The organism is Billgrantia montanilacus (genome assembly GCF_003336675.1).
Classification (GTDB): domain Bacteria; phylum Pseudomonadota; class Gammaproteobacteria; order Pseudomonadales; family Halomonadaceae; genus Halomonas; species Halomonas montanilacus.
The window spans coordinates 551,197-574,575 of sequence record NZ_QPII01000002.1 but is presented as its reverse complement, the minus strand read 5'-3'; the positions used below and the strand labels follow the sequence as shown (position 1 = coordinate 574,575).

Annotated in this window: 21 protein-coding genes; 13 read left to right on the top strand and 8 right to left on the bottom strand. The window is 64.0% G+C overall.

Annotation, left to right across the window (positions count from 1 at the left end; translation table 11 throughout):
- Positions 1-106 precede the first annotated feature (106 nt).
- Positions 107-2,341 (top strand): thiamine pyrophosphate-dependent enzyme, encoded by a 2,235-nt coding sequence (locus DU505_RS05305; RefSeq protein WP_220250377.1) that lies wholly within the window; start codon positions 107-109, stop codon positions 2,339-2,341.
- Complete coding sequence (locus tag DU505_RS05300; RefSeq protein ID WP_114477928.1) at positions 2,338-3,393, top strand: ACP S-malonyltransferase; 1,056 nt, start codon at positions 2,338-2,340, stop codon at positions 3,391-3,393. Before DU505_RS05305 ends, DU505_RS05300 begins: the two co-directional genes overlap by 4 nt.
- Before the next feature lie 23 nt (positions 3,394-3,416).
- Here DU505_RS05300 and DU505_RS05295 read toward each other — a convergent pair whose 3' ends face one another.
- Positions 3,417-5,459, bottom strand: coding sequence for a BTAD domain-containing putative transcriptional regulator (locus DU505_RS05295; protein WP_114477927.1), 2,043 nt, complete (start codon positions 5,457-5,459; stop codon positions 3,417-3,419).
- A 148-nt stretch (positions 5,460-5,607) separates the two neighbouring features.
- On the opposite strand from DU505_RS05295, the gene DU505_RS05290 reads away from it, so the two are divergent.
- A complete protein-coding gene (locus DU505_RS05290; RefSeq protein WP_220250375.1) occupies positions 5,608-7,026 on the top strand; it encodes an FAD-binding oxidoreductase in 1,419 nt (472 codons plus the stop codon).
- A 31-nt stretch (positions 7,027-7,057) separates the two neighbouring features.
- On the opposite strand, the gene DU505_RS05285 is transcribed toward DU505_RS05290, so the two are convergent.
- Positions 7,058-7,537: a hypothetical protein gene (locus DU505_RS05285; protein WP_114477926.1), complete on the bottom strand. Its 480-nt coding sequence runs from the start codon at positions 7,535-7,537 to the stop codon at positions 7,058-7,060.
- A gap of 1 nt (position 7,538) precedes the next feature.
- A complete protein-coding gene (locus tag DU505_RS05280; protein ID WP_114477925.1) occupies positions 7,539-8,435 on the bottom strand; it encodes a TatD family hydrolase in 897 nt (298 codons plus the stop codon).
- Between the two features lie 126 nt (positions 8,436-8,561).
- Here DU505_RS05280 and DU505_RS05275 point away from each other — a divergent pair, with 126 nt between their 5' ends.
- Complete coding sequence (locus tag DU505_RS05275) at positions 8,562-10,487, top strand: ATP-binding cassette domain-containing protein (protein ID WP_114477924.1); 1,926 nt, start codon at positions 8,562-8,564, stop codon at positions 10,485-10,487.
- An 80-nt stretch (positions 10,488-10,567) separates the two neighbouring features.
- On the opposite strand, the gene DU505_RS05270 is transcribed toward DU505_RS05275, so the two are convergent.
- Complete coding sequence (locus DU505_RS05270) at positions 10,568-11,023, bottom strand: universal stress protein (RefSeq protein ID WP_114477923.1); 456 nt, start codon at positions 11,021-11,023, stop codon at positions 10,568-10,570.
- 106 nt (positions 11,024-11,129) lie between these two features.
- On the opposite strand from DU505_RS05270, the gene DU505_RS05265 reads away from it, so the two are divergent.
- A complete protein-coding gene (locus DU505_RS05265; protein WP_114477922.1) occupies positions 11,130-11,672 on the top strand; it encodes a preprotein translocase subunit YajC in 543 nt (180 codons plus the stop codon).
- Between the two features lie 15 nt (positions 11,673-11,687).
- On the opposite strand, the gene slyA is transcribed toward DU505_RS05265, so the two are convergent.
- Both slyA and DU505_RS05255 read right to left on the bottom strand, forming a co-directional pair.
- Positions 11,688-12,131 (bottom strand): transcriptional regulator SlyA, encoded by a 444-nt coding sequence (gene slyA, locus DU505_RS05260; RefSeq protein WP_114477921.1) that lies wholly within the window; start codon positions 12,129-12,131, stop codon positions 11,688-11,690.
- A gap of 103 nt (positions 12,132-12,234) precedes the next feature.
- A complete protein-coding gene (locus tag DU505_RS05255; RefSeq protein ID WP_114477920.1) occupies positions 12,235-13,512 on the bottom strand; it encodes a DUF5924 family protein in 1,278 nt (425 codons plus the stop codon).
- Positions 13,513-13,711: 199 nt separating this feature from the next.
- Here DU505_RS05255 and fadB point away from each other — a divergent pair, with 199 nt between their 5' ends.
- The 3 genes from fadB (at position 13,712) to DU505_RS05240 (ending at position 17,420) form a co-directional block, all read left to right on the top strand.
- Positions 13,712-15,889: a fatty acid oxidation complex subunit alpha FadB gene (fadB, locus tag DU505_RS05250; RefSeq protein ID WP_114477919.1), complete on the top strand. Its 2,178-nt coding sequence runs from the start codon at positions 13,712-13,714 to the stop codon at positions 15,887-15,889.
- A 27-nt stretch (positions 15,890-15,916) separates the two neighbouring features.
- Positions 15,917-17,095: an acetyl-CoA C-acyltransferase FadA gene (gene fadA, locus DU505_RS05245; RefSeq protein WP_114477918.1), complete on the top strand. Its 1,179-nt coding sequence runs from the start codon at positions 15,917-15,919 to the stop codon at positions 17,093-17,095.
- Positions 17,096-17,228: 133 nt separating this feature from the next.
- Positions 17,229-17,420 carry a CCGSCS motif protein gene (locus DU505_RS05240; protein ID WP_114477917.1) on the top strand — a complete coding sequence of 64 codons (192 nt, stop codon included), beginning with the start codon at positions 17,229-17,231 and terminating at the stop codon, positions 17,418-17,420.
- Positions 17,421-17,535: 115 nt separating this feature from the next.
- Here DU505_RS05240 and DU505_RS05235 read toward each other — a convergent pair whose 3' ends face one another.
- Positions 17,536-17,997 carry a flavodoxin family protein gene (locus DU505_RS05235; protein ID WP_114477916.1) on the bottom strand — a complete coding sequence of 154 codons (462 nt, stop codon included), beginning with the start codon at positions 17,995-17,997 and terminating at the stop codon, positions 17,536-17,538.
- 143 nt (positions 17,998-18,140) lie between these two features.
- Between DU505_RS05235 and DU505_RS05230 the strand changes: the two genes are divergently transcribed.
- The 5 genes from DU505_RS05230 to DU505_RS05210 all read left to right on the top strand — a co-directional run bounded on the left by DU505_RS05230 (position 18,141) and on the right by DU505_RS05210 (position 22,518).
- Positions 18,141-18,617 (top strand): YbhB/YbcL family Raf kinase inhibitor-like protein, encoded by a 477-nt coding sequence (locus DU505_RS05230; RefSeq protein ID WP_114477915.1) that lies wholly within the window; start codon positions 18,141-18,143, stop codon positions 18,615-18,617.
- A gap of 256 nt (positions 18,618-18,873) precedes the next feature.
- A complete protein-coding gene (gene thpD / locus DU505_RS05225; RefSeq protein ID WP_114477914.1) occupies positions 18,874-19,788 on the top strand; it encodes an ectoine hydroxylase in 915 nt (304 codons plus the stop codon).
- Between the two features lie 99 nt (positions 19,789-19,887).
- Positions 19,888-20,610 carry a transglycosylase SLT domain-containing protein gene (locus DU505_RS05220; protein WP_220250365.1) on the top strand — a complete coding sequence of 241 codons (723 nt, stop codon included), beginning with the start codon at positions 19,888-19,890 and terminating at the stop codon, positions 20,608-20,610.
- Positions 20,611-20,989: 379 nt separating this feature from the next.
- Positions 20,990-21,955, top strand: a complete 966-nt coding sequence (locus DU505_RS05215) for a zinc-binding metallopeptidase family protein (RefSeq protein WP_114477913.1) — start codon at positions 20,990-20,992, stop codon at positions 21,953-21,955.
- A 146-nt stretch (positions 21,956-22,101) separates the two neighbouring features.
- Complete coding sequence (locus tag DU505_RS05210; protein ID WP_114477912.1) at positions 22,102-22,518, top strand: VOC family protein; 417 nt, start codon at positions 22,102-22,104, stop codon at positions 22,516-22,518.
- A gap of 33 nt (positions 22,519-22,551) precedes the next feature.
- Here the strand turns inward: DU505_RS05210 and DU505_RS05205 are convergent, their stop codons facing one another.
- Entirely contained in the window at positions 22,552-23,319 is a 768-nt protein-coding gene (locus DU505_RS05205; RefSeq protein ID WP_114477911.1) for a class I SAM-dependent methyltransferase, read from the bottom strand.
- Positions 23,320-23,379: the final 60 nt, after the last annotated feature.

Here is a 23,379-nt window from a genome sequence, read left to right as displayed (position 1 = left end):
AAGATTACCTATACCTGATCCAGGATATCGATATTATCCCTTTATCAAGCAGGCGCGCTAGGCTGTAGGCATTCACTCTCGCGAATGCCGACAGGAGCCCGCTACCGTGGCCGACCCGCTGCCCCAGGAAAAACTGTTCTTCTCTGCCTTGCGTTCCGGCGACTGGCCCGAACCCGAGCAGGCGTGGACGCTCGACGAGGCCGGACTCAGCCCCACCGGCCTGGTCGAGCTGTTCGAATCCCAGCTCATGAGCCGCCACCTGGATCTGCATGCCCGGCGGCTGCAGGCCCGGGGCGAGGCCTTCTATACTATCGGCAGCGCCGGCCACGAAGGCAATGCCGCCATTGCCCGGGCCTTTCGCCCCACCGATCCCGCCTTCCTGCACTATCGCGACGCCGCCTTCCTTATCCAGCGCTCTCGACAGGTGCCGGGCCAGACGCCGCTCTGGGACCTGCTGTTGAGCTTCGCCGCCTCGGCCGACGACCCGATCTCCGGTGGCCGGCACAAGGTGCTGGGTTCGAAGGCGCTGCATATTCCGCCCCAGACCAGCACCATCGCCTCGCACCTGCCCAAGGCGATGGGGGCCGCCTACGGCCTCGGCCTGTGGCGACGCCTGGGCGGCGGTGGCGAATGGCCGGCCGATAGCGTGGCGATCTGCAGCTTTGGCGACGCTTCGTTCAACCACTCCACCGCCCAGGGGGCGCTCAATGCCGCCGGCTGGGCTGCCTACCAGGGCTCGCCCATGCCCCTGGTGATGGTCTGCGAGGACAACGGCATCGGCATCTCCACCCTCACGCCCGATGGCTGGATCGAGGCGAGCATGCGCGCTCGCCCCGGCTTTCACTATCTCAGCTGTGACGGGCTCGACCTGCTCGATACCTGGCGCGCCGCCCGGGAGGCGGAGCGTATCGCGCGCAGTCGCAAGCAGCCGGTGTTCCTGCACATGCGCTGCGTGCGGCTGTTTGGCCATGCCGGCTCGGATGCCCAGCAGGCCTACATGACCCCCCAGCGCATCAAGGCCGACGAGGCGCGTGACCCCTTGCTGGTCAGCGCCGGGCTGCTCCAGCGCCATGGGGTGCTCGACAAGAGGCAGATCGGCGAGCTCTACCGGGCCGTGGGGGAGCGCGTGGCCCGGGTCGCCGAAGAGGCGATTCTCCGGCCTCGGCTCGAAACCGCCGCGCAGGTCATGGCCAGCATCGTGCCGCCGCTGCGGCCAGGGCGTCAGCGGTTGTGGGAGGGGGATGTCGACACCTCCCCTGGACCCATGGCGAAGCTGTTGAATCAATCGCTGCATCGCCTGATGTCCCGCCACCCTCACCTGGTGATGGCCGGCGAGGATATCGGCCGCAAGGGTGGCGTCTACGGCGTCACCCAGAAGCTGCAGGCCCAGTTCGGCCCGCACCGGGTGATCGATACCCTGCTCGATGAGCAGAGCATCCTCGGGCTCGGGATCGGCCTGGGGCACAACGGCCTGGTACCGATTCTGGAGATCCAGTTTCTCGCCTACCTGCACAATGCCGAGGACCAGCTGCGCGGCGAGGCGGCGACGCTCAGCTTCTTCTCCAACGGCCAGTACACCAACCCCATGGTGGTGCGCATTGCCGGGCTCGGCTACCAGAAGGGGTTCGGCGGCCATTTCCATAACGACAACGCCATCGCCGTGTTGCGCGATATCCCCGGCCTGCTGGTGGCTTGCCCCTCCAACGCCGCCGATGCCGTCGGGCTGATGCAGGAGGCGGTGCGCCTGGCCGACGAGGAGCAGCGCGTCGTGGTCATGCTCGAACCCATTGCCCTCTACCACAACCGCGACTTGCATGAAGAGGGGGACCAGAAGTGGTGCTTCGCCGATCCGGGGCCGGAGCACCGCCTCGGCGTGGGTGAGCTCGGTGCATGGGGCGAAGGGCGCGACCTGGCCATCCTGACCTACGGCAACGGGGTCTACCTCTCCCGGCATGCCGCCGTGCGTCTGGAAGCCGAAGGCATTGCCCTGCGCATTATCGACCTGCGCTGGCTGACCGCCATCGACCATGACGCCGTGCATCGCCACGTTGCCGAGTGCGAGCAGGTGCTGGTGGTGGATGAGTGTCGCCGCAGCGGCTCGGTCAGCGAAGAGCTGATCACCGGCCTGGTGGAGCGCGGCATGGAAAGCCACTGCCTGCATCGGCTGACGGCCGAGGACAGCTTCATTCCATTGGGCCGGGCGGCCACGGTGACCCTGCCCTCGGCGGATGCCATCGTCGAACGGGCGCGGCGAGCCGTCGGCAGGTCGGTTTCGGCGGTCTCCGGCGTGCCGGCGGCAGCGTCCAGCGGCAAGGTATCGGCAGGGAGCGACAGCGAATGACAGCCTCGAATACGACAGCGGTACGTGAACGTGTCTTGCTCGTCTGCCCCGGTCGCGGTACCTACAATGCCCCGGAGTGGGGCAGCCTCAAGCGCCAGGCGTCAGGCAGCGAGTGGCTGGCCCGCTTCGATGCCCAGCGCCGCGAGGCGGGGCTGCCGAGTCTCAGCGAGCTGGACGGCGAGATTCCCTTTCGCCAGAGCCTCCATGGGAGAGGCGAACACGCCTCGCCGCTGATCTATGCCTGTGCCCTGGCCGATATGCAGGCCATCGATCCCGAGCGCTATGAAGTCGTCGCCGTCACCGGCAACTCCATGGGCTGGTATATCGCCCTGGCGGGCAGCGGTGCCCTGGCGCCCGAGGATGCCCACCACCTGATCGGTACCATGGGCCAGATGATGCAGGAGACCCTGATCGGCGGGCAGATACTCTACCCCTGGGTGGACGAGCAGTGGCGGCCGCAGTGGTCGCTACGCCGGGACCTGCTGGGGCTGTTGGAGCGGCTGCATGGTGAACAGGGCGCGGCGCTCTACCTCTCCATCGACCTGGGCGGCATGCTGGTCTTCGGCGGCAATGAGGCCGGGCTGGCCAGGCTGACCGAGGCGCTGCCGCCCCGGGAGCGTTTCCCGATGCGGCTGCATCAACACTCGGCCTTTCACACGCCGCTGCAGCAGGAGGTGCGGGAGATGGCTCGACAGCAGCTGACGGACGCCCCGTTCCGGGTACCCAGGGTGCCGATGATCGACGGGCGTGGCCATGTCTGGACGCCCTGGAGCACGGTTCCCCAGGCACTGTGGGACTACACCCTCGGTGAACAGCTGGTGGCACCCTATGACTATACGGCGGCCCTGCGGGTCGGAGTGAGGGAGTTTGCGCCGGACCGTATCGTCATTCCGGGGCCGGGCTCGACGCTGGGCGGTGCCACCGCCCAGGCACTGATTCAACTGGGCTGGAAAGGACTCGACAGCAAGGAAGCCTTCCAGGCCCGCCAGGCCGACGACCCCCTGCTGATCTGCATGGGCATGCCTGACCAACGCGGTCTGGTAGTCGGCTAGGCGTTGGCCAGAGGGGATCGTGCTCACTCGAACCCTGCCTTGCGCAGCCCTTCGCGGTAGTGCTCGGCGTCGGCAGGGTCTCGATAAGGGTCCAGTGCCGCCAGCCAGTCGAGACAGCTGATGTGTTCGGGGAAGATGCCGCGTGCCAGCTGGTAGCGGTAGTGGCGGTAGACCGTGTCGCGGTGGCTGGCGCCCCGTTCCGGGTGGCCGAGATGGGCATGGGCAGCGGCGATGAAGGCCGGTGTGTTGCAGAACGCCTGGGGCGCACACGTCAGGGTGTCGATGGCCTCGTCGTACAGGCGCGCGCTGAAGAAGGCAATGCCGGCCATGCCGGCATACCACTCCGGGCGGTAGGGCGCGAGGCGCAGCGCCTGGCGGGCGGCTGCCACACCCCGCTCGGGCTTGCCGATCAGTGCCAGGGAGAAGGAGGCATGGGCCAATATTTCGCTATCGTTGGGGTTGAGGGCGAGTGCCAGCGACAGCTCGTGCTCGGCGGTCGCGTAGTGTCCCGCGTAGAGTTCGGCCAGCCCCAGCATGCAGTGGGCGCGGTGGTCGTTGTCATCCAGGGCGACCGCCTTGCGGCAGAGGGCAAGGGCCTCCTGCTGCAGGAAGACCCAGTGATGCCAGGAGTGGCAGGCCCACTCGTTGAGGTGCGCGAGGGCAAGGCCGACATAGGCGCGGGCGAACTGCGGGTCCTTGGCCAAGGCTTGCTGGAAGTAGCGCCTCGCCTCGCGGATGGCGGCCAGGTCGGGACGGCGCAGCGCATGCCGGCCATGTAGCCAGAGATCGTAGGCCTGCCAGTCCCGGGGTGGCCTGCGCCGACTCTGCGCCAGGCGATCGTCGGCGATCTGGCCGACCAGGTGGCTGACTATGCGGCCCACCATCTCTTGCTGAACGTCGAAGAGCGCTTCGAGCCGGCAGTCAAAGCGCTCTGCCCAAACCTGACGTGAGCGGGCCGTGGCGACCAATCGGGTCGTCAGCTCGAGCCGCTGGCCGCGCTGTTGAAGGCGTCCCTCGATGAGATAATCCACGCCGAGCTCACTGCCGATCCGTTCCAGAGAGGCCTGGCTGTGTCGGTACGCCAGGGCGCTGGTCGGAGCGATCACCTCGAGCTCTCCGAAGCGGCCAAGCTCGGTGGCGAGGTCCTCCGCCATGCCGTCGCCAAGGGCGGGAGGAAGCCGTGTCGTATCGCTTGGCACGAAGGCCAGGACGGCGAGCGAGGGGCGCTCGCTGGAAAGGCTGCGTTCGCGACGGCGAGCCGAAGCAGCTGTCTCAATCACCCCGCGTCGCTCGGGCAGGTCATCGCTTTCGCGGGGCACGCTGCACGTATCGTTGGGCAGAAGGGCCAGCAGCTCCGCCTTCAACCGTTCGGTCTCGGGGGCCGGGGCGACGCCGAGCTCGTCGGCGAGCCGTTCGCGGCAGCGGCGGTACTGGGTGAGTGCCGCGCCTATCCGATCCTGGTACAGGTAGAGCCGGATCAGGGTGCGCTGCACACCCTCGTCCAGAGGGTCCTGATCCAGCAGTCGCATGGCCAGCTGGATGCCGGCATCGATGGCGCCGGTGAGCACATAGTGGTCGAGCAGGCGATGCATCAGCTGCTGCATTGCCTCGTCCAGCCAACAGCGCTGCTCCAGCAGCCATGCCTCGAAGGGCTCGCCGCCATCGTCCAGGCCTTCCAGGAAGGGGCCGCGATAGAGTGCCAGCGCTCCCTCGAGCGTCTCCGGGGTGCCATCGGCGAGCCATCGCTCGAACGTTTCCAGGTCCACTCGAGCCGCCCGGGCCTTCAGTCCTACCGCCTGGCCATCGAGCACCAGGCACTCGCGCGTCGGCGGCGGAAGCGCCTGCTGAAGGCGCGACAGGGTCTTGCGCAGGTTGGCACGGGCGCGCGACTCGGGCATGGCATCCCACAGCAGCCCTGCCAGCTTGCTGCGCGAGTGTTGCCGGCCTGGGGTTGCCGCCAGGTAGGCGAGCAGCGCCGCGACCTTGCGTGTCGGAAAGGCGATCGGCTTGCCCTCGGCCGTCTGGCAGGCGAACTCACCCAGCAACGAGACGTGCAGGAGCGTCATGGTTATCTCCCTCCTCCTCCCAGCCTAAGCGGTGGTGTCGTTACCCGCTACGTTTTCGCGCCCTGTCACGTCCGTGTCACGCTGCCGGGACACCGAGCAGCTATTCCTGACGATGTACGCCACAACACACCATCGATCAGGAGGAACCATGATGGATATCAGACAGGAAACCGCGCGCCTCGCCTTGCCAAGCGACGCGATCCGGACGCTCGGGCAACAGCTGCACGGGACCCTGATCCTGCCCGATGACGCCCGGTATGACACGGCACGGCGTGTCTACAACGCCATGCATGATTGCCATCCGGCGCTGATCGTCGAGGCGGCGAACGTCGCGGATGTGATCTCGGCAGTGACCTTCGCCCGGCAGCAGGGGATTGACCTGGCCGTGCGTGGTGGCGCGCACAGCGTGCCTGGCTTCGGCACCTGCGACGGGGGGATGGTGCTGTCGCTGGAGCGCCTGCGCGGCATTCGGGTCGATCCTGAGCACCGTTGTGCCCGTGCCGAAGGCGGTTGCACCTGGGCCGATCTCAACCATGCCTGCGCCGCCTTCGGCCTGGCAACGACCGGCGGGATCGTGTCTACCACCGGTATCGCCGGGCTGACGCTGGGCGGCGGGTTCGGCTTCCTGGCACGGCGCTATGGACTCGCCTGTGACAACCTGCTCTCGGCCGATGTGGTCACCGCCGACGGAGATTTCCTGACCTGCAGTGATAGCCAACATGCCGAGCTGTTCTGGGCCATTCGTGGCGGCGGGGGGAACTTCGGTGTGGTGACCTCGTTCGAGTACCGCCTGCACGCCGTGAGCGATATTCTCGGCGGCCCGACCTTCTATCCGCTTGAGGCAGACGTGATGCGCCACTATCAGGAGTGGATCGTCGCGGCCCCCGAGGCGCTGGGGGCGATTCTAGGCGTTACCCTCGGCCCACCGCTGTCATGCCTGCCGGAAGAATGGCACGGTCAACCGGTGATCGTGGTGCTGACCTGCTGGAGCGGCTCACCGGACGAGGATGCGGTGGTCCGCGAGCAGCTTGCCCATCTCGGACCCGTGCTCGGCCAGGCTGTCCAGCGAATGCCCTATCCGGGAATCAATACCTTGTTCGATGAGCTGCTGCCCGCCGGGCTCTACCACTACTGGAAGGGCTGTTTCAGTCGCGAGCTCACCGACGAGGCGATTGCGGAACACATCGAGCATGGGGCCCACACGCCTTGCCTGGAAAGCGCGATGCTGCTGTTTCCCCTTGATGGTGCCTGCCAGCGTGTCGCCGACAACGCCACGGCGTTCCCCTACCGGGATGCCAGCTTTGCCACGGTAGTCAGCGCGAGCTGGCCGGATCCCGCCGACAACGAACACAACATCGCTTGGGCACGTGCCTATTTTCAGGCGCTCAAGCCTCATTCGGAAGAGGGTGGCTACGTGAACTTCATGTCCGCCGACGATGCGGGGCGGGTGCGCGCCAACTACCGCCAGCACTATGCGCGGCTGGCTGTGATCAAGCACCGCCATGACCCGACCAACCTGTTCCATTTGAACCAGAACATCGAGCCCTGCGGCGGTACCCCCGCCTGATTGGACCAGGCGCAGAGATCAGGTGGGGCGGTCAGGCCTGGTCGCCCAGGCGCTGGTGGAGTCGCAGCATGACCTCGACCTCGTGCTCGGGCCGCATCGGCTCGAGCCCCATCTCGCCGAACAGCTCGTTGCGGGCACGGCTCCACTCGCCGCCGACCAGGGCGGGATAGAGGCTGTCGGCCGGCGCCAGTTCGACGAAGGGATCGATGCCGTAGGTGTCGAAGAGGCGTGCCAGGGCGGCCTCGTCGTCGCTGATGCCGGCGGTGAAGAGCGTGGCGTTGAAGTGGTCGTTTTCCAGTTCCCGGATCACGTCCAAGGGGCTTGCGCCAAAGCTGGTCAGCTCTTCCATGCTGTATCCGTTCAGGGCATTCATCTCGTCGTCTAGCCAGTCATCATCCGGCTGGATTAAGGTGTGCTTGATGCGTCCGTCAGACAGCACCCAGGCGATGGCCAGGGGCAGGTCGCTGTCGTCGCCGGTCTCCACGGCAATGAATCCGGGAATGTCGGCCATCTCAGTGCTCCTCCTGCTGGAAATTGCCAGCAACGTTGGGATCCTCGGTCTCTGCCAGCCGGAAGAAGGCCCGAGCGGTTTGGGTGGTGGCCTGGGCCAGCTTGCCTTCGCTGATTCCCTGCCAATGGGCGATCTCTTTCACGATCCAGGGCAGCAACGAGGGCTCGTGCCGCCTGCCCTTGAGTTTGGCAGGTAAATTGCGTGGCAGCAGGTAGGGGCAGTCGGTTTCCACCATCAGGCGATCCAGGGGGATTTCGCCGACCAGTTCGCGCAGGTGGTGGCCTCGGCGTTCATCGCAGATCCAGCCGGTCAGGCCGATATGCAGGTCGAGATCGCGGTAGCCGTAGAGTGTCTCACGGTCGGCGGTGAAGCAGTGGATCACGGCATCCGGGAGATCGTCGCGCCAGGCATGGAGGATGTCACGCATGCGCTTGCCGGCGTCGCGTTCATGGATGAACAGCGGCTTGCCGCATTCCACCGCCAGGCCCAATTGCGCCTCGAAGGCGTGCTCCTGCTCTGCGGGCGTCGAGAAGTTGCGATTGAAGTCCAGCCCGCATTCGCCCACCGCCACCACCTCGGGCTGCCGATGCAGCTCGCGCATTGCCTGCTGCAGTGAGGCGTCCCAGCGGCTGGCATCGTGGGGATGGACACCGGCGGTGGCATGCAGCCCAGGGTGACGCCGTGCCAGCACCACGGCCTGCTCGGCGTGCTCCCGGTCGGTGCCGGTCAGGATCAGGTCGGTGACGTTGGCCGCCCGGGCGCGAGCGATCACCGCATCGAGATCGCGGGCGAAGCTCTCGTGGGTCAGGTTGGCGCCGATATCCACCAGCGGTGCTGGGGCGCGAAACCGCAGGGCCTCGGGCAGGAAATCATCGCAGGTCTCGGTCGGGTCAACCAAGGCAGAACTCCTACTGTCATCAGGACGTCGGGGCGAATGCCTCCGGGATGCGGCGTATTGTACAGGACCACGCCGAGCCGGCCATGCGTTACACTAGCCGCCTCGATGACTGGAAGAGGTAATCGCGTGACCCTGCTACGTCTGGAACGGCTGCAACTGGCCTATGGCAACCATGTGCTGCTCGACGGCGCCGACCTGGTGCTGGAGAGGGGCGAGCGACTGGCGCTGGTGGGCCGCAACGGCACCGGCAAGTCGACGCTGCTCAAGCTGGTCGCCGGTGAGATCCTGCCCGATGGCGGCAGCATATGGCGCGCGCCGGGACTCAAGATCGGCGTGCTGGCCCAGGATCTGCCAGCGGCCTCCGGCGAGACCATCTTCGATGTGGTGGCCGAAGGGCTGCCCCAGGCCGGCAAGCTGCTCGCCGAGTATCATCACCTGGTTCAGGATCCCGACCCCGACATGAACCGCATGGCACAGCTCCAGACCCGGCTGGAAGCCATCGAAGGCTGGTCCTTCCACCAGCGCATCGACGTGGTGCTGACCCGTCTCGGACTGCCCGCCGACGACGAGATGGCCTCACTCTCGGGTGGCTGGCGCCGCCGCGTGGCCCTGGCCCGGGCCCTGGTTGCCGAGCCGGACCTGCTGCTCCTCGACGAACCCACCAACCACCTGGATCTGGATACCATCGCCTGGTTGGAGGAACAGCTTGCCGCCTTCCCCGGTTCGGTGTTGTTCATCACCCACGACCGAGCCTTCCTGTCCAAGCTGGCGACGGCCATCCTGGAGCTCGACCGCGGCCGCCTGGGTCGCTACCCCGGCGACTATGCGAAGTACCAGGAACAGAAGAGTCATGAGCTGGAGGTCGAGGCCCGGGAGCACGCCGAGTTCGACAAGAAGCTGGCCCAGGAGGAAGCGTGGATTCGCCAGGGCATCAAGGCCCGTCGGACCCGCAACGAGGGCCGGGTGCGTGCGCTGGAGCAGCTGCGTCGCGACCGCAGCCAGCGCCGCGAGCGCCAGGGAAAGGCCAACCTCAGCGTGGACAGCGGCGAACGCAGCGGCAAGCGGGTCGTCGAGCTCAAGCATGTCACCCAGCGCTTCGGCGACGAGGTGGTGATCCGCGACCTCAGCCTGGAGATACAGCGCGGTGACCGAATCGGCTTGATCGGTCGCAACGGCGCCGGCAAGACCACCTTGCTCAAGATTCTGCTCGGGCAGCTCGAGCCCAGCGAGGGAGAGGTGCGGCTCGGCACCAACCTGCAGGTGGCCTATTTCGACCAGTTGCGCGCCGGCCTGGAACCGGAGAAGACCGTCTACGACAACGTGGCGCAGGGCAGCGACCGGGTCACCGTGGGCGGCAAGGACAAGCATGTCATCAGCTACCTGCAGGACTTCCTGTTCACCCCCGAGCGCGCCCGCCAGCCGGTCAAGGCGCTCTCCGGCGGTGAGTCCAACCGCCTGTTGCTGGCCAAGCTGTTCACCCAGCCGGCCAACGTGCTGGTGCTCGACGAGCCGACCAACGACCTCGATGTCGAAACGCTGGAGCTCCTGGAAGAGTTGCTGCTCAACTTCGAGGGCACGCTGCTGCTGGTCTCCCACGACCGTGCCTTCATGGATAACGTGGTGACCGGCGTGCTGGCCTTCGAGGGCGACGGCCAGGTTCGCGAATACGTGGGTGGCTATACCGACTGGGTGCGCCAGGGTGGCAGCCTGCCGCCGGCGCCCTGGGAAGGTGCTGCCCGCCAGGGCATCGAGCCCACGCGCCAGGCGGCCGAGCCGGTCGAGGACAAGAAGACATCCCAGCCCGATACGGCGAAGAAAGCGGTCAAGCTCTCCTACAAGCTGCAGCGCGAGCTGGATACGCTGCCGTCACGGATCGAGACCCTGGAGGCCGAAGTGGCCGAACTCGAGTCTCAAGTGGGTGATCCTGGCTTCTACCAGCAGGACGCCGACAGCGTCACGGCCACCTTGCAGGCGCTGAACGACAAGCAGGCCGAGCTGGAGGCTGCCATGGAGCGCTGGATGGAGTTGGAAGCGATGGCGGCGGGGGAGTAGGTTGGTGAGCTGTCGCTCGAGGCATCCAGTGGCATGAAGCGACAAGGCGCCTGAAAACAGGCGCCTTGGATGACAGCGGATTACTCCTCGCTGGTTTCCCCCTTCTTGCCGACGCGAACGGCAAGGACGTCGCACCTGGCGCCGTGCAGTACGCCGGTGGAGGTGGAGCCGAGCAGAAGGGCGAAGCCGTGGCGGCCATGGGAGCCCACCACGATCAGATCGACATTGTGCTCCTCTGCGAAGCGGTGGATCTCGGTGTCGGGCATGCCCACCACCACGTGCTGGTTCTCCTTGGCAACGTGGGGATCGGCAATCTCGGCCAGGCGTTGCTTGGCATGCTCGTCGAGCTGGTCCTGAATGCTGGTGAGGTCCATGGGGATATCGCCGCCGTAGGCGAAGCCCAGCGGCTCCAGGGTGTGCATGATGGATAGCTTCGCCTGGTTGCGCTCGGCGATCTGCATGGCACGTTCGAGGATCTTGTGAGAATCCTTGGTCAGATCGACGGCGACCAGGATGTGGCGATATTCATTGCTCATGTCAGGCTCCTGCGCAATGGCATGGTTATTTGGGGCATGCCTCCACTCTAGGACGACTGCCGAGTCAAGACAACGACTTGCGTCAAGATTCATTCAGGAGAAGCCGATGGTTTGGGCAATGATAGTGTTGGTGCTGCTACTGATGATTGCACCGGTGATGTGGCTCAAGCCCAGCCCGAGACAGCGTCGTATCGTGCCGCTGCGCAATGCCGCGGCGAAAGCGGGGGTCAAGGTGAAGCTGGAGACACCGCCGCTGCATGGCTTCGGTACGGCCATGCCAGGCTATCGCTGGCACTATCCCGTCGATTCACCTGGCCCCCGGTTTCTGCTGGTGCGTGACAGCGAGGCCAGCGATGCGTTGAAGCCCTATGTGGCAGGCTGGCGCTGGCGTATCGAGCCCCTTCGTGCCTTGCCGGAGAGGGCGCGCAAGCCGCTTGAAGCGTTGCTGATGAGGCTGCCACAGGACGCCCTGGTGGTCGAGTCCAGCGAGGCTGGTATCACGCTCTGGTGGTGGGAGTCCCAGGGCGCCGAGCGATTTCAGACCTATGTGGCCGATTTTCGCCGCATGCGCGATGCCCTGGCAGGCCGTGCCGACCGGCCGCCGGCCACCCGCGCCCTGGACGGGGACAGCGACTCCATCTCTCGTTGACTCTCGCTGAGCGGTTCAGGCCTCGCTTTCGCGGGCCTGAATTGCCAGGCCGTTGTTTTCGATATGGGCCAGCAGGGCGTCGAGGCGCTTGACATCGTCCTCGTTGAGGCCTGCGAGCATTTCGCGGCGCGCCTGGGTCACAACCTCGTCGATCTGTTCAAGTAAAGGCGTCGCCTCGGGGGTCAGGAAGACCCGCTTTGTGCGGCGGTCCTGCTCGCAGGGTCGCCGTTCGATCAGGCCCTGCTCCGAGAGCTGGTCGAGGGTCCGTACCAACGATGGCGCTTCCACGCCGATGGCTCGGGCCAGGTCGCACTGGGGCTGGCCGTCGCCGAGACGCCAGAGATGGTAGAGGGTGATCCAGCGCGTCTGAGTCAGGCCCAGTGGTGCCAGTCGCTCGTCGATAATGGCTCGCCACAGACGGGGCAGGCGGGACAGCCGGAAGCCGATGTTCTGGTGCATGGGACTCCGCAATTGCGTTGAATTTGCCGAATTGTCCGGACCCGTAGCGTGTAATGCAACTCAAAGCGAACGGCGGCATGTGACAGGCGCTATCGAGGAGCTGCTACGAGGATGTGTCTGTTCTCGGCGCCTCCGCTTTATGCGCGTCGGATTCGCTGCCTTCCATGGGGTGAGGGGCAGATTCTGCTGGCGTATCCAGCGTATCGGGCTGTTCGCGCTGGCTTGAGCGATTCCCCGGGACAAGACGTCGCAGGTCGAGACCGGGCAGCCCAGGCGGCGGTGAGGCACGGCCATCGGCCAGGGTAGCCGTCGACGCATCCTGCGCTACCTGAAAGCGCAGCACGCCGATGCGCTGCCCGCTGTCCGTCATCACGTCGATGCGCCACCGGCCGGCAGGGTCCGAGGGAAAGTTCAACTTGTGAGTCCAGGCCCGATAGCCCTCCTGGCGCCCTCCGTGAATGGTCAGCGGAATGCGGTCGACCAGTTCACCTTCGTGTCGCCATTCATGTACGACCTCTTCGCGCAGGCCACGTGGCGCGCGAATGGCCGTGTAGGCATAGAGTCCCTGGCTGCCCAAGGTGTCGGGTGTCAGCAGGGCGCTACCTTCGGGGCTTCGCTTCGCAACATCGAAGGCCGGCGACAGGGCGCTGGCCGATATCCAGAGGTTGGCTGGGGGCACCCAGGCGCGCCCGGTCCAGGCCAGTAGCGTCAAGAGCGGTAGCGTGACCAGCACAATGGCCCAGCGTCGGATAGTCATCGGCCGCAAGAGCTGCAGCAGGCTCGGTAGGCTGAATACCAGCATGCACGCCAGGGCCAGCCTGAGGCTCTGGCCTGTAGTCAGTTGAAGCATCAGCGGCATGATCACCAGTACGACCAGGAAGACGCACTGGGCATGGAAGGCGAAGTAGAGCCAGCGGGCTCGCTCGGCCAGCTTGTAGTAGAGAGGGTCGAGTATCGAAAACACGGCCATGCCGAGCACCAACAGGGCAAACAGGCCCTGACCGCTGGCCCAGACGGTCGTCGCGAGCACGAAGGGAAGACAGAAGAACAGGGTCTCCTGGTGCACCATCTGAGCGATGAAGGTGGTGACGCCCCGGGGCAGGCTGGGGTGGCCGCGGCGTGCGAGCAGGCGCCCGATCAGGCTCTCGGAGAGGAGCAGGGCCCAGGCCAGCAGCATGCTCAAGGCCAGTACGGCTCCCAGCCACTGTTGGCGTTCCACCAGAAAGAAGCTGCCAACCCCGGCGGCAAAGGCGAGAGGCGGCCAGAGCCAGCTCCACGGGCGGACTTGCTCGACGAGTCGTTCGAGGCGTTCCTGGAAACGCTGCATCCGGGGCGAAGGGGAGACCGGTGGCGGAGAGGGCACCGTATCGGACAGGCTCATGGACGACACCTTGGAGAGACATTGGGTCTATCCTATCAGCCATTCGTACTGTCGGTGCATCGATACACCGCATGCTGGGCCATGGGTGATGAATCCAGGGCTTGACGTCTCGGCTGTAGTGCACCAAGCTTCGAAGAATCAAACGGCCGTATGAAACTAGGCACTCCTCCAACGCCAACCTCTGTGTGGAGATTCGTGGATGATTTATCAAGGCAACGCCATCACGGTGGCACGCGGTACCCAGAACGGGGGCGATGACATCGCCATGCTCACCTTCGACCTGAAGGGTGAGTCCATCAACAAGCTGTCCAGCGCGGTTGTGGCCGAGTTGGACGATGCCATCAAGGCGATCCAGGGCGAGAGCGGTCTCAAGGGGCTGGTCATCGGCAGCGCCAAGGATGTCTTCATCGTCGGTGCCGATATCACTGAATTCCATGGTCTGTTCGACAAGGGCGAGGAGTATCTGGTCGAGATGAACCTCAAGGTTCACGACATCTTCAACGCCATCGAGGACCTGCCGTTCCCCACGGTTACCGCCATCAACGGCCTGGCGCTGGGCGGTGGCTGTGAGGTGACCCTGACCACCGATTTTCGCGTCATGGGCGAGAAGGCCAAGATTGGCCTGCCCGAGACCAAGCTGGGGATCCTGCCGGGCTGGGGTGGCTGCGTGCGCCTCCCACGCATGATTGGTGCCGACAACGCCATCGAATGGATCGCCGGTGGCACCGAGAACCGTGCCGATGCCGCCCTCAAGATGGGGGCGGTCGATGCCGTAGTGCCGGATGAATCCCTCGAAGCCGCCGCGCTGGATATCCTGGCACGCGCCTTCAGCGGCGAGCTGGACTACCAGGCACGACGCGACGAGAAGAAGGGGCCGCTCAAGCTCAATCCCATCGAGCAGATGATGGCCTTCGAGACCGCCAAGGGCTACGTCAAGGGCAAGGCTGGGCCGCACTACCCGGCTCCGGTGGAAGCGATCAAGGTGATCCAGAAGGGCGCCGGCGAGGAGCGCGGGCGTGCCCAGGCTATTGAGGCCAAGGCTTTCGCCAAGCTGGCGCTGAGCGATGTTGCCTTCAACCTCGTGGGGCTTTTCCTCAACGATCAGGTCGTGAAAAAGAAGGCCGGCAAGTACGAGAAGCAGGCCAAGGCGGTCAAGCAGACGGCCGTACTGGGCGCCGGCATCATGGGTGGTGGCATCGCCTACCAGAGCGCCTCCAAGGGCACGCCGATCCTGATGAAGGACATCAAGGAAGAGGCCATCGAGCTGGGGCTCAAGGAGTCACGCAAGCTGTTTGCCAAGCAGGCCGAGCGCGGCAAGCTGACCACCGAGCAGATGGCCGAGAAGCTGACCCATATCCGTCCGACCCTCTCCTATGGCGATTTCGGCCACGTCGACCTGGTGGTCGAGGCGGTGGTAGAGAACCCCAAGGTCAAGGACAAGGTTCTCACCGAAGTGGAAGGCCTGGTCGCCGAGGACACCATCCTTACCTCCAACACCTCGACCATCTCGATCACGCGTCTGGCCGAGAACCTCAAGCGTCCCGAGAACTTCTGCGGCATGCACTTCTTCAACCCGGTGCATCGCATGCCGCTGGTCGAGGTCATCCGTGGCGAGAAGACCGGCGATGCCGCCGTGGCCGCTACCGTCGCCTACGCCCGCGCTATGGGCAAGACGCCCATCGTGGTCAACGACTGCCCGGGCTTTTTGGTCAACCGCGTACTTTTCCCCTACTTCGGCGGCTTCAGCCTGCTGGTCGAGCAGGGTGCCGACTTCCAGCACATCGACAAGGTGATGGAGAAGTTCGGATGGCCCATGGGCCCGGCCTATCTGCTCGACGTAGTGGGCATGGATACCGCCGTTCATGCCAATGAGGTCATGGCCGAAGGTTTCCCCGACCGCATGGCACGCGAAGGCAAGACAGCCATTCAGGTCATGTACGAGAACGAGCGTCTGGGACAGAAGAACGACAAGGGCTTCTACGCCTATGAGGAAGACAAGAAGGGCAAGCCGAAAAAGGTCAACGACGACGATGCCTACGCGCTGGTCAAGCAGGTGGTGAAGGAGCAGAAGACGTTCTCCGACGATGACATCATCGCTCGCATGATGGTGCCGCTTTGCCTGGAGACCGTGCGCTGCCTGGAGGATGACATCGTGTCGACACCGGCCGAAGCCGATATGGCGCTGATCTATGGCATCGGTTTCCCGCCGTTCCGCGGTGGCGCGCTGCGCTATATCGACGCCATGGGAGTCGGCGAGTTCGTCAAGCTGGCCGAAGGCCTCGCCGAGGAACTGGGCCCGCTATACGCCCCCACCGACAAGCTGCGCAAGATGGCCGAAACCGGTGAGCGCTTCTATTCCAGCCAGGCCAAGAGCTGAACCCACCACGAGAAGGAGTAGCGAAAGATGAGTTTGAATCCGAGAGATATCGTGGTGGTCGACTGTGTCCGCACTGCCATGGCGAAGGCCAAGAACGGCGCTTTTCGCAACGTGCGTGCCGAGAACCTTTCCGCCGCGGTGATGCAGGCGCTGTTCGATCGCAATCCCAACCTGGATCCGTCCGAAGTCGATGACGTGATCTGGGGCTGCGTCAACCAGACCCTCGAGCAGGCCATGAACATTGCCCGAAACGCGGCGATCATGACCGGTATCCCGCGCAGCGTGCCGGCTCAGACCGTCAACCGTCTCTGCGGCTCTTCCATGACCGCGCTGCATATCGCCGCGGCCAACATCAAGGCAGGCATGGGTGATTTCTACATCATCGGCGGCGTGGAGCACATGGAGCACGTGCCCATGACCCACGGCGTGGACGTCAACCCGGCGGCCAGCAAGTATGCCGCCAAGGCGGCCATGATGATGGGTCTTACCGCGGAACTGCTGGGCAAGATGCACGGCGTCACCCGTGAGGAGCAGGACAAGTTCGGCGTGCGTTCGCACCAGCGTGCCCTGGCGGCCAACGAGAAGGGCTACTTCGATAACGAGATCATCGGTATCGAAGGCCATGACCAGCGTGGCTTCAAGACCCTGTTCAAGCATGATGAAGTCGTGCGCAGCGATGCCAGCCTGGAGAAGATGGCTGAGCTCAAGCCGGTCTTCGACCCGCGGGGTGGCACCGTCACCGCCGGTACTTCCTCGGCGCTCTCGGTAGGCGCCGCCGGCATGGCCGTGATGAGCTACGAACGCGCCCAGGCGCTGGGCCTCGAACCGATCGCCAGGGTGCTGTCGACCGGCGTTGCCGGCTGCGACGCCTCGATCATGGGCTACGGCCCGGTGCCGGCCTCGCAGAAGGCGCTCAAGGCGGCGGGCCTGACCAGCGATGACATCCAGACCGTGGAGCTCAACGAGGCCTTTGCCGCCCAGGGGATCCCGGTACTCAAGGACCTCGGCTTCCTCGACGCCATGGACGAGAAGGTCAACCTCAACGGTGGTGCCATCGCCCTGGGGCACCCGCTGGGCTGCTCCGGCGCTCGCATCAGCACCACGTTGCTTAACGTGATGCAGCAGCGCGATACCACGCTGGGTCTGGCTACCATGTGTATCGGCATGGGGCAGGGTGTGGCCACGGTGTTTGAACGGCTGAAGTAAGCGTTTTTGTCGCCGGCGGCCCCGTCCTTGCAGATACGGGGCCGTTCTTGTTTTGAGGCGTTGACGGTTTGGTGGATGATCAATAAGATGCATTTTGTCTACTTCTTATTAAATCCACTGCGAGGTGACTCCCATGGGGCCGCTCAAGAACCTTTTCAAGAAAGGCAAGACAGAAGACAAGCCAGCCGTTCAGACGTTTGAGCCCGAGGCATCAACAACGCCGGGCAAGGATGCCACCGCTGACGAGGCTGCCAGCGCCGACGCCGACGCAGTAAAGAAGGCAAAGCATGGAGAGCCTGGTGTTTGCTGTGGATCATGCCACTGACCCCGGCCAGCGTTTAGCTGGATAGCCATTGCCAAGCGATAGCAGCGGGCGTGCCCATCAAGACACGCCCGTTTTTTCACAGCTCGCGGATTGCGCCCTTTGTCTGGCCAGCAGGCTATAGCACGCCCGCTTCAAGCCCTGCTGCCAGATAGAGGCCTAGCTCCTCGACCTGATCTACGAAGCTTTCCTGCCACTTACCGCGCAGTACTAGCGGCTCCTGCGCCCATTTCCAGCGCAGCCCGGTGACGATGCTCTCCACCGCCCGGCGTGTGCCGGTGCCGTCATGGCCGGCGCGTATATAGAGCGCACAGGGTAGCCCCTGCTTCTCTTCCAGCACCGGGTAGTAGCAGCGGTCGAAGAAATCCTTCAGGGCTCCGCTCATGTAGCCCAGGTTTTCCGTGGTCCCCAGCAGGATGGCATCGCATGACCGCACGTCGTCAGGCTCCGCTTCCAGCGGCGGCTTGACCATGACTTCCACCGCCTCGATCTCTGGGTGTCGCGCCCCGCGTACGGCGGCTTCGAGGAGTCTCTGCGTATTGGGGGAGGGCGCATGGGCCACGATCAGAAGCTGTTTCATATTGACAGTCTAACGGCTTTTTCCGACGCTGTTTCAGCACCTCGCCCTTTCGCTTTCGAATCGCTGGAATGACAGGAGCTATGACAGGAACCATCACAGGAGCCATCACAGAAACTAGCACTGGAACTAAGGAGGATGCCTGAATGGCCTTTGCACTTTCGAATATGCAGCTGGAGAGTTCCGCGTTCACTGCCCATGGCGCGATACCCGAGAAATACTCAGGTGAGGGCGACGATGTCTCGCCGTCGCTGAGCTGGCGTGATGCGCCTGAGGAGACCAGGGGGTATGCCATCATCTGCCACGACCCGGATGCTCCCCTGGTCCAGAACGGCGGCTACGGGTTCGTCCACTGGCTGCTTTACAACCTGCCGGGCTCTACCACCTCCCTGGCGGAGAACACCGGTGAGGGCACTCGGGGCAAGAACGATTTCGGCAAGATGGGCTATGGCGGACCCATGCCGCCGGAGGGACATGGTCAGCACCACTACTATTTCTGGGTATTGGCACTGGACAAGCCGACCGATCTTCCAGAAGGCCTCGGCCTGCCCGAGCTTCTCAAGCAGCTCGAGCCCCACCTGCTGGGCATGAATCGCCTGATTGGCACCTACCAGCGAGCCTGAGGCCGAGCGTGTTCCGATAGTCTCGACTCGTGGCGCTCCCCACCTCAGCGCTGCGAGCTTGCTCGCGAGAAGGGCATCTACGCCAAGGATGACGGGATCTTTGCACGTTTTGGCACAATCGAGGAGGGCGGTATACCAAGCTATTACTGCCGCAATGTGGTGAAACAAAGTCGCGTTGCAGGGCCCTGCTCGACTGGCTAGGGTGGAATAACCAATCGTGAGATTGGTAGAACGAATGATCAAGGAGGAGCATGCAATGAACGACGCTCAGGATCTATTTCCGACCCGGCTGGAGCGTAAGCTGGGAATGTTCGAGCGTTTCGACCCCGTCGTGCACAGCGAGGGAGCGCAACGCAGGGACGGCCCGCTGAGCGAGGAACAGCTCAGGGAGTACGAACGCAAGGGCTTCCTCTCCTTCGAGGACTTTTTCGACAAGGATGAGATGGATGCCTTTCTGCAGGAGCTGACCGACTACGAGGAGGATGAAGACCTCAAGCTTTCCGAGGGCACCATTCTCGAGCCCGGCCTAGGCCGCCAGGAGATCCGCTCGATCTTCGGTATCCACGACATATCCGAACGCTTCAGCCGCCTGACCCGGGATCCGCGGCTACTGGCGATGGTCCAGCAGCTGCTGGGTAGCGACGTCTATATCCATCAGTCACGTATCAACTACAAGCCCGGCTTCAAGGGCAAGGGCTTCGACTGGCACTCCGATTTCGAGACCTGGCACAGCGAAGACGGCATGCCCCGCATGCGCTCGTTGAGCTGCTCGATCATCCTGACCGAAAACGGCGAGTTCAACGGACCGCTGATGCTTGTGCCGGGCTCCCACAACTATTTCGTTCCCTGTGTGGGACGCACTCCCGAGGACAACTACAAGGCGTCGCTCAAGAGCCAGGAAGTGGGTGTGCCGGACTATGTTAGCCTGCGCCAGCTTATGCTGGACGGAGACATTGAAGCACCCAGGGGCGGTCCGGGCTCGCTGGTGCTGTTCGAGTGCAACACCATGCATGGTTCCAACATCAACATGTCCTGCTGGCCCAGGAGCAACCTGTTCTTCGTCTATAACAGCGTGGAAAACGGATTGCTCAATCCCTTCTGCGGCAACCGGCCACGGCCCGAGTTCCTGGCCAACCGCAAGGACTGGAGCCCGTTGACGCCTGTCAGATAGAGACAGCGGCCCGGCACGGCTCACCTGCCTGCCGGGTTTGCCCGCCTATCGGCTCTGGAGTAGGCTTCCAGGCTGAGTAAGCTGACCGATAGGTGCGTGATGAAGCTGGGCTGTGTGGCTTGGACAGGCAGGAATCAGGGTCGCCGGCGGTGGCTTCCATGGGGCACATGGCGGTCACTGCCTCGGTTATGGGCAGTGCCTCGGCTAGGCGTAGTGGCTATCGGTCTACTGACGTCGGGCTGTGCGATGATGGCACCTTCGCCTCCGCAGGATCAGACCAATATCTGCCGGATCTTTCATGAGCAGCCGAAGTGGTACGACTATGCACGCGCTGCGGAAGAGCAGTGGGGGACGCCCATCGCCACCCAGATGGCCTTCATTCAGCAGGAATCTTCCTTCCAGAGCCATGCTCGGCCGCCCAGGAAGCGCATCCTGGGCTTCATTCCCGGCAGCCGGGCCTCTTCGGCCCGTGGCTATGCACAGGCCATGGACCCCGTCTGGGGAGAGTACCGGGAGGATGCAGGCAGTACGCTGGCACGCCGCAGTCAGATGAAACATGCCACCGACTTCATTGGCTGGTACAACCGCCGCACGCACGATCAACTCGGTATATCGCTGCACAATCCCGAGCACCTCTACCTGGCCTATCATGAAGGCCAAGGTGGTTACCGGCGTGGCACCTACCGGAGCAAGCCCCAGGTTCGCCGTGCCGCCAGTCAGGTCAGCTCGCGAGCCGCCCGCTACCAGGCGCAACTTCCCGCCTGCGAAGCGGAACTGCGCTGTCGTCGCTTTTACCAGTTCGGCCCCTTCTGCACGTCGTGATGACCCATGGCGGCGTATCGTTTGGTGCCTCCCGATAGCTCGCGGCGATCCCATTCTCGTTTACCGCCGTGCAGACGACTTGGAAAGTCCCGTGCCTGTTGCCATTCCTCGTGTCGTCGTGCTTCGCCCTGAGCCGTGGCACTGCGGGCGATAAGCGGCGATGGCGTCGTTTCTGTAGCCGACGTTTGATGTTGTCGCCGATCGAGATTTTGGCTTTTTACTTTGGGTAACAAGAGATGCCTGGGCACTTGCTGCTTAAGTGATAGGCTGACAGGTGGAGCGCGGCATTCAGCCACGCTCCTTATCCAGAGTACTGCGCCAGAGATCAGCGCTCTTATCCCGAGCACTACGCTCTGGCGTAGTCCAGGAGTCACTGCCTATGCGTGTCTATGCCAATCCGGTCGGTCGCGGGTCTCTGTGGTTTGACAACCTCGCTACAGCCACGGGTACGCCTGTTGCCTATGACCCGCAGGCCAGGGCCTTCATTACCATGCCGCCATTCTGCGCCAATCGCGACGTGATAGGTTGCAACTGGATCGCCCCCGAGCAGGGGGGCTTCTGTCGCTCTTGTGCGATGACGGCACTAGCCCCGGATCCTTCCATACCCAATGCCATGCCCCATTGGGCCAAAACCGAGGCCGCCAAGCGCTGGGTGATCGATAACCTGGGCCGGTGGAACTGGTTTCGGCCGGAAGATCCCGGGGCTCCCCCGGTGTTCCATCTGCTGGCCGAAGGGCCAACGCCCGTTGCCATGGGGCATGTAGGGGGGGTGGTCACCATCAGCGTGGAAGAAGCGGACCCTGTGCTGCGAACCGCCCGTCGTGAGGCGCTTGAAGAGCCATACCGGACCATGATCGGCCATATGCGGCACGAAGTATCGCATATGCTCTGGTGGCGACTCAGCCTGCGAGACGACTTTCTCGACGCCTTCCGGGCGATGTTTGGAGACGAGCGTGAAGATTACGCCGAGGCCCTGCAGCGGCACTACAGACAAGGCCCGCCTGCGGGCTGGCGCTCGAACTTTGTCAGCACCTATGCCTCCGCACATCCCCATGAGGACTGGGCAGAAACCGCTGCCCATCTGCTGCATCTCACGGATATCGCCGATAGCTTCGTTGCCGCCGGCCTTTCCTCTGCCGACCTGCCGCATCATGGGTGGGATCCCTACATGGAGGCGGATGCCGAGCGCTTGATCCATGTTGCGACTCATCTAGTCATGGGGGTCAATCACATCAATCGCTCAATGGGGCTGCTGGATCTTTATCCCTTCGTGCTTTCCGAAATGTCGCGCCGCAAGCTTGTTTTCATGCATGACTGGCTGCGCCGAGGCGCCCAGGGGCTATGAACGCTTTTCCCCACAGTCCCGGCAGCGGGTGACTTCCTGTTGGCTATTCGCCTAAGAAGCCGGCAAGGCCCGAAACGCTCGCCTGAAAATCAGCCATACGCTACGATTTGTGCAGCGTTTCTATAGAGATTTGCCAGAGGTTTGCCATGCAGCCCAGAATCAGCATGATCACACTCGGTGTCCGTGACCTGGAGAGGTCTGTTCGTTTCTATGAACAGGGGTTGGGGCTGCCGCGCATGGAGTCGCCACCGGAGGTGGCTTTTTTCACGTTGAACGGCAGCTGGCTGGGTCTGTATGGGCGCGAAGCGCTGGCGGCGGATGCCGGTGTTTTGCCGGAAGGCAGCGGGTTTGCCGGGGTTGCTCTGGCCCACAATCTGGGCTCGGAGGCGGCGGTCGATGAGCTGCTGGCCCAGGCCGTGGCTGCAGGGGCAACGCTGGTCAAGGCGGCCGAGAAGGTCTTCTGGGGCGGCTATTCCGGCTACTTTGCCGATCCGGACGGCTACCTTTGGGAGGTGGCACACAATCCCTTCGTCTGGATTGGCCCGGCTGACACCGGGATCTGATCCCCATCCTGCCCCCTGCCCTGGCCTCGTTCCTCAGCGGTATGCCTTGAGACGCAGGCGGACGTAGTCGGCGGTCCAGTTACCGTGGCTGTCGCTCAGGCTATGGGACAGCAGGCCGATTGCATCGTCGAGGATCGCTTCGCGCACCTCTTCCTCAAGGCCGTGCAGGAAGGGATTGGCGAAGGTGGCCAGCCAGCCGGCCATTCCGGTGGGCAGGGGGGTGGGGCGCGGAATCAGTTCAATGGAATCGATGGTAAAACCGGCGGCTTGCAGGCTGGTACTGTACTCCTCCACCGTAGGAAAGAACCAGGGGAAGCGCGCCTTGCCGCTGATGCCGCGAGCCTGAAGCGCCGCCAGCAAGGCGGTGCAGATGGCGGCGACGTTGCCGTGACCGCCGAACTCGGCGACGAAGCGCCCCCCTGGCTTGAGTGCGCGGTGCACGCTGGCGATGACGGCCTCGTGATTGAGCATCCAGTGCAGCGCGGCATTGCTGAAGACCGCATCGAACTCATGATCGAAGGGCAGGTGGTGGGCATCCACCACTCGCGCATCCAGCCCGCGTGCCTTGGCGGCTTCGACCATGTCGGGTGATGCATCCACGCCGATGACCTTGGCACCGGACTTGGCCAAGACTTCGGTAAGGCTGCCGTCGCCGCAGCCCAGGTCGAGAATACGTTCGCCGCTTTTCGGATCCAGCAGCGTGGCCACAGTACTGCCCAGGGCGGGAACGAAATCGGCGTTATGGGCATAGCGACTGGCTTGCCATTGCTGCCCGGGGGCGTTGTGGGGAACATCGTTCATGGCGGGCTCCGGGGAATCGTTGTTATTGCATCTACGTTACCGCATTCGCACCGTTCCGCC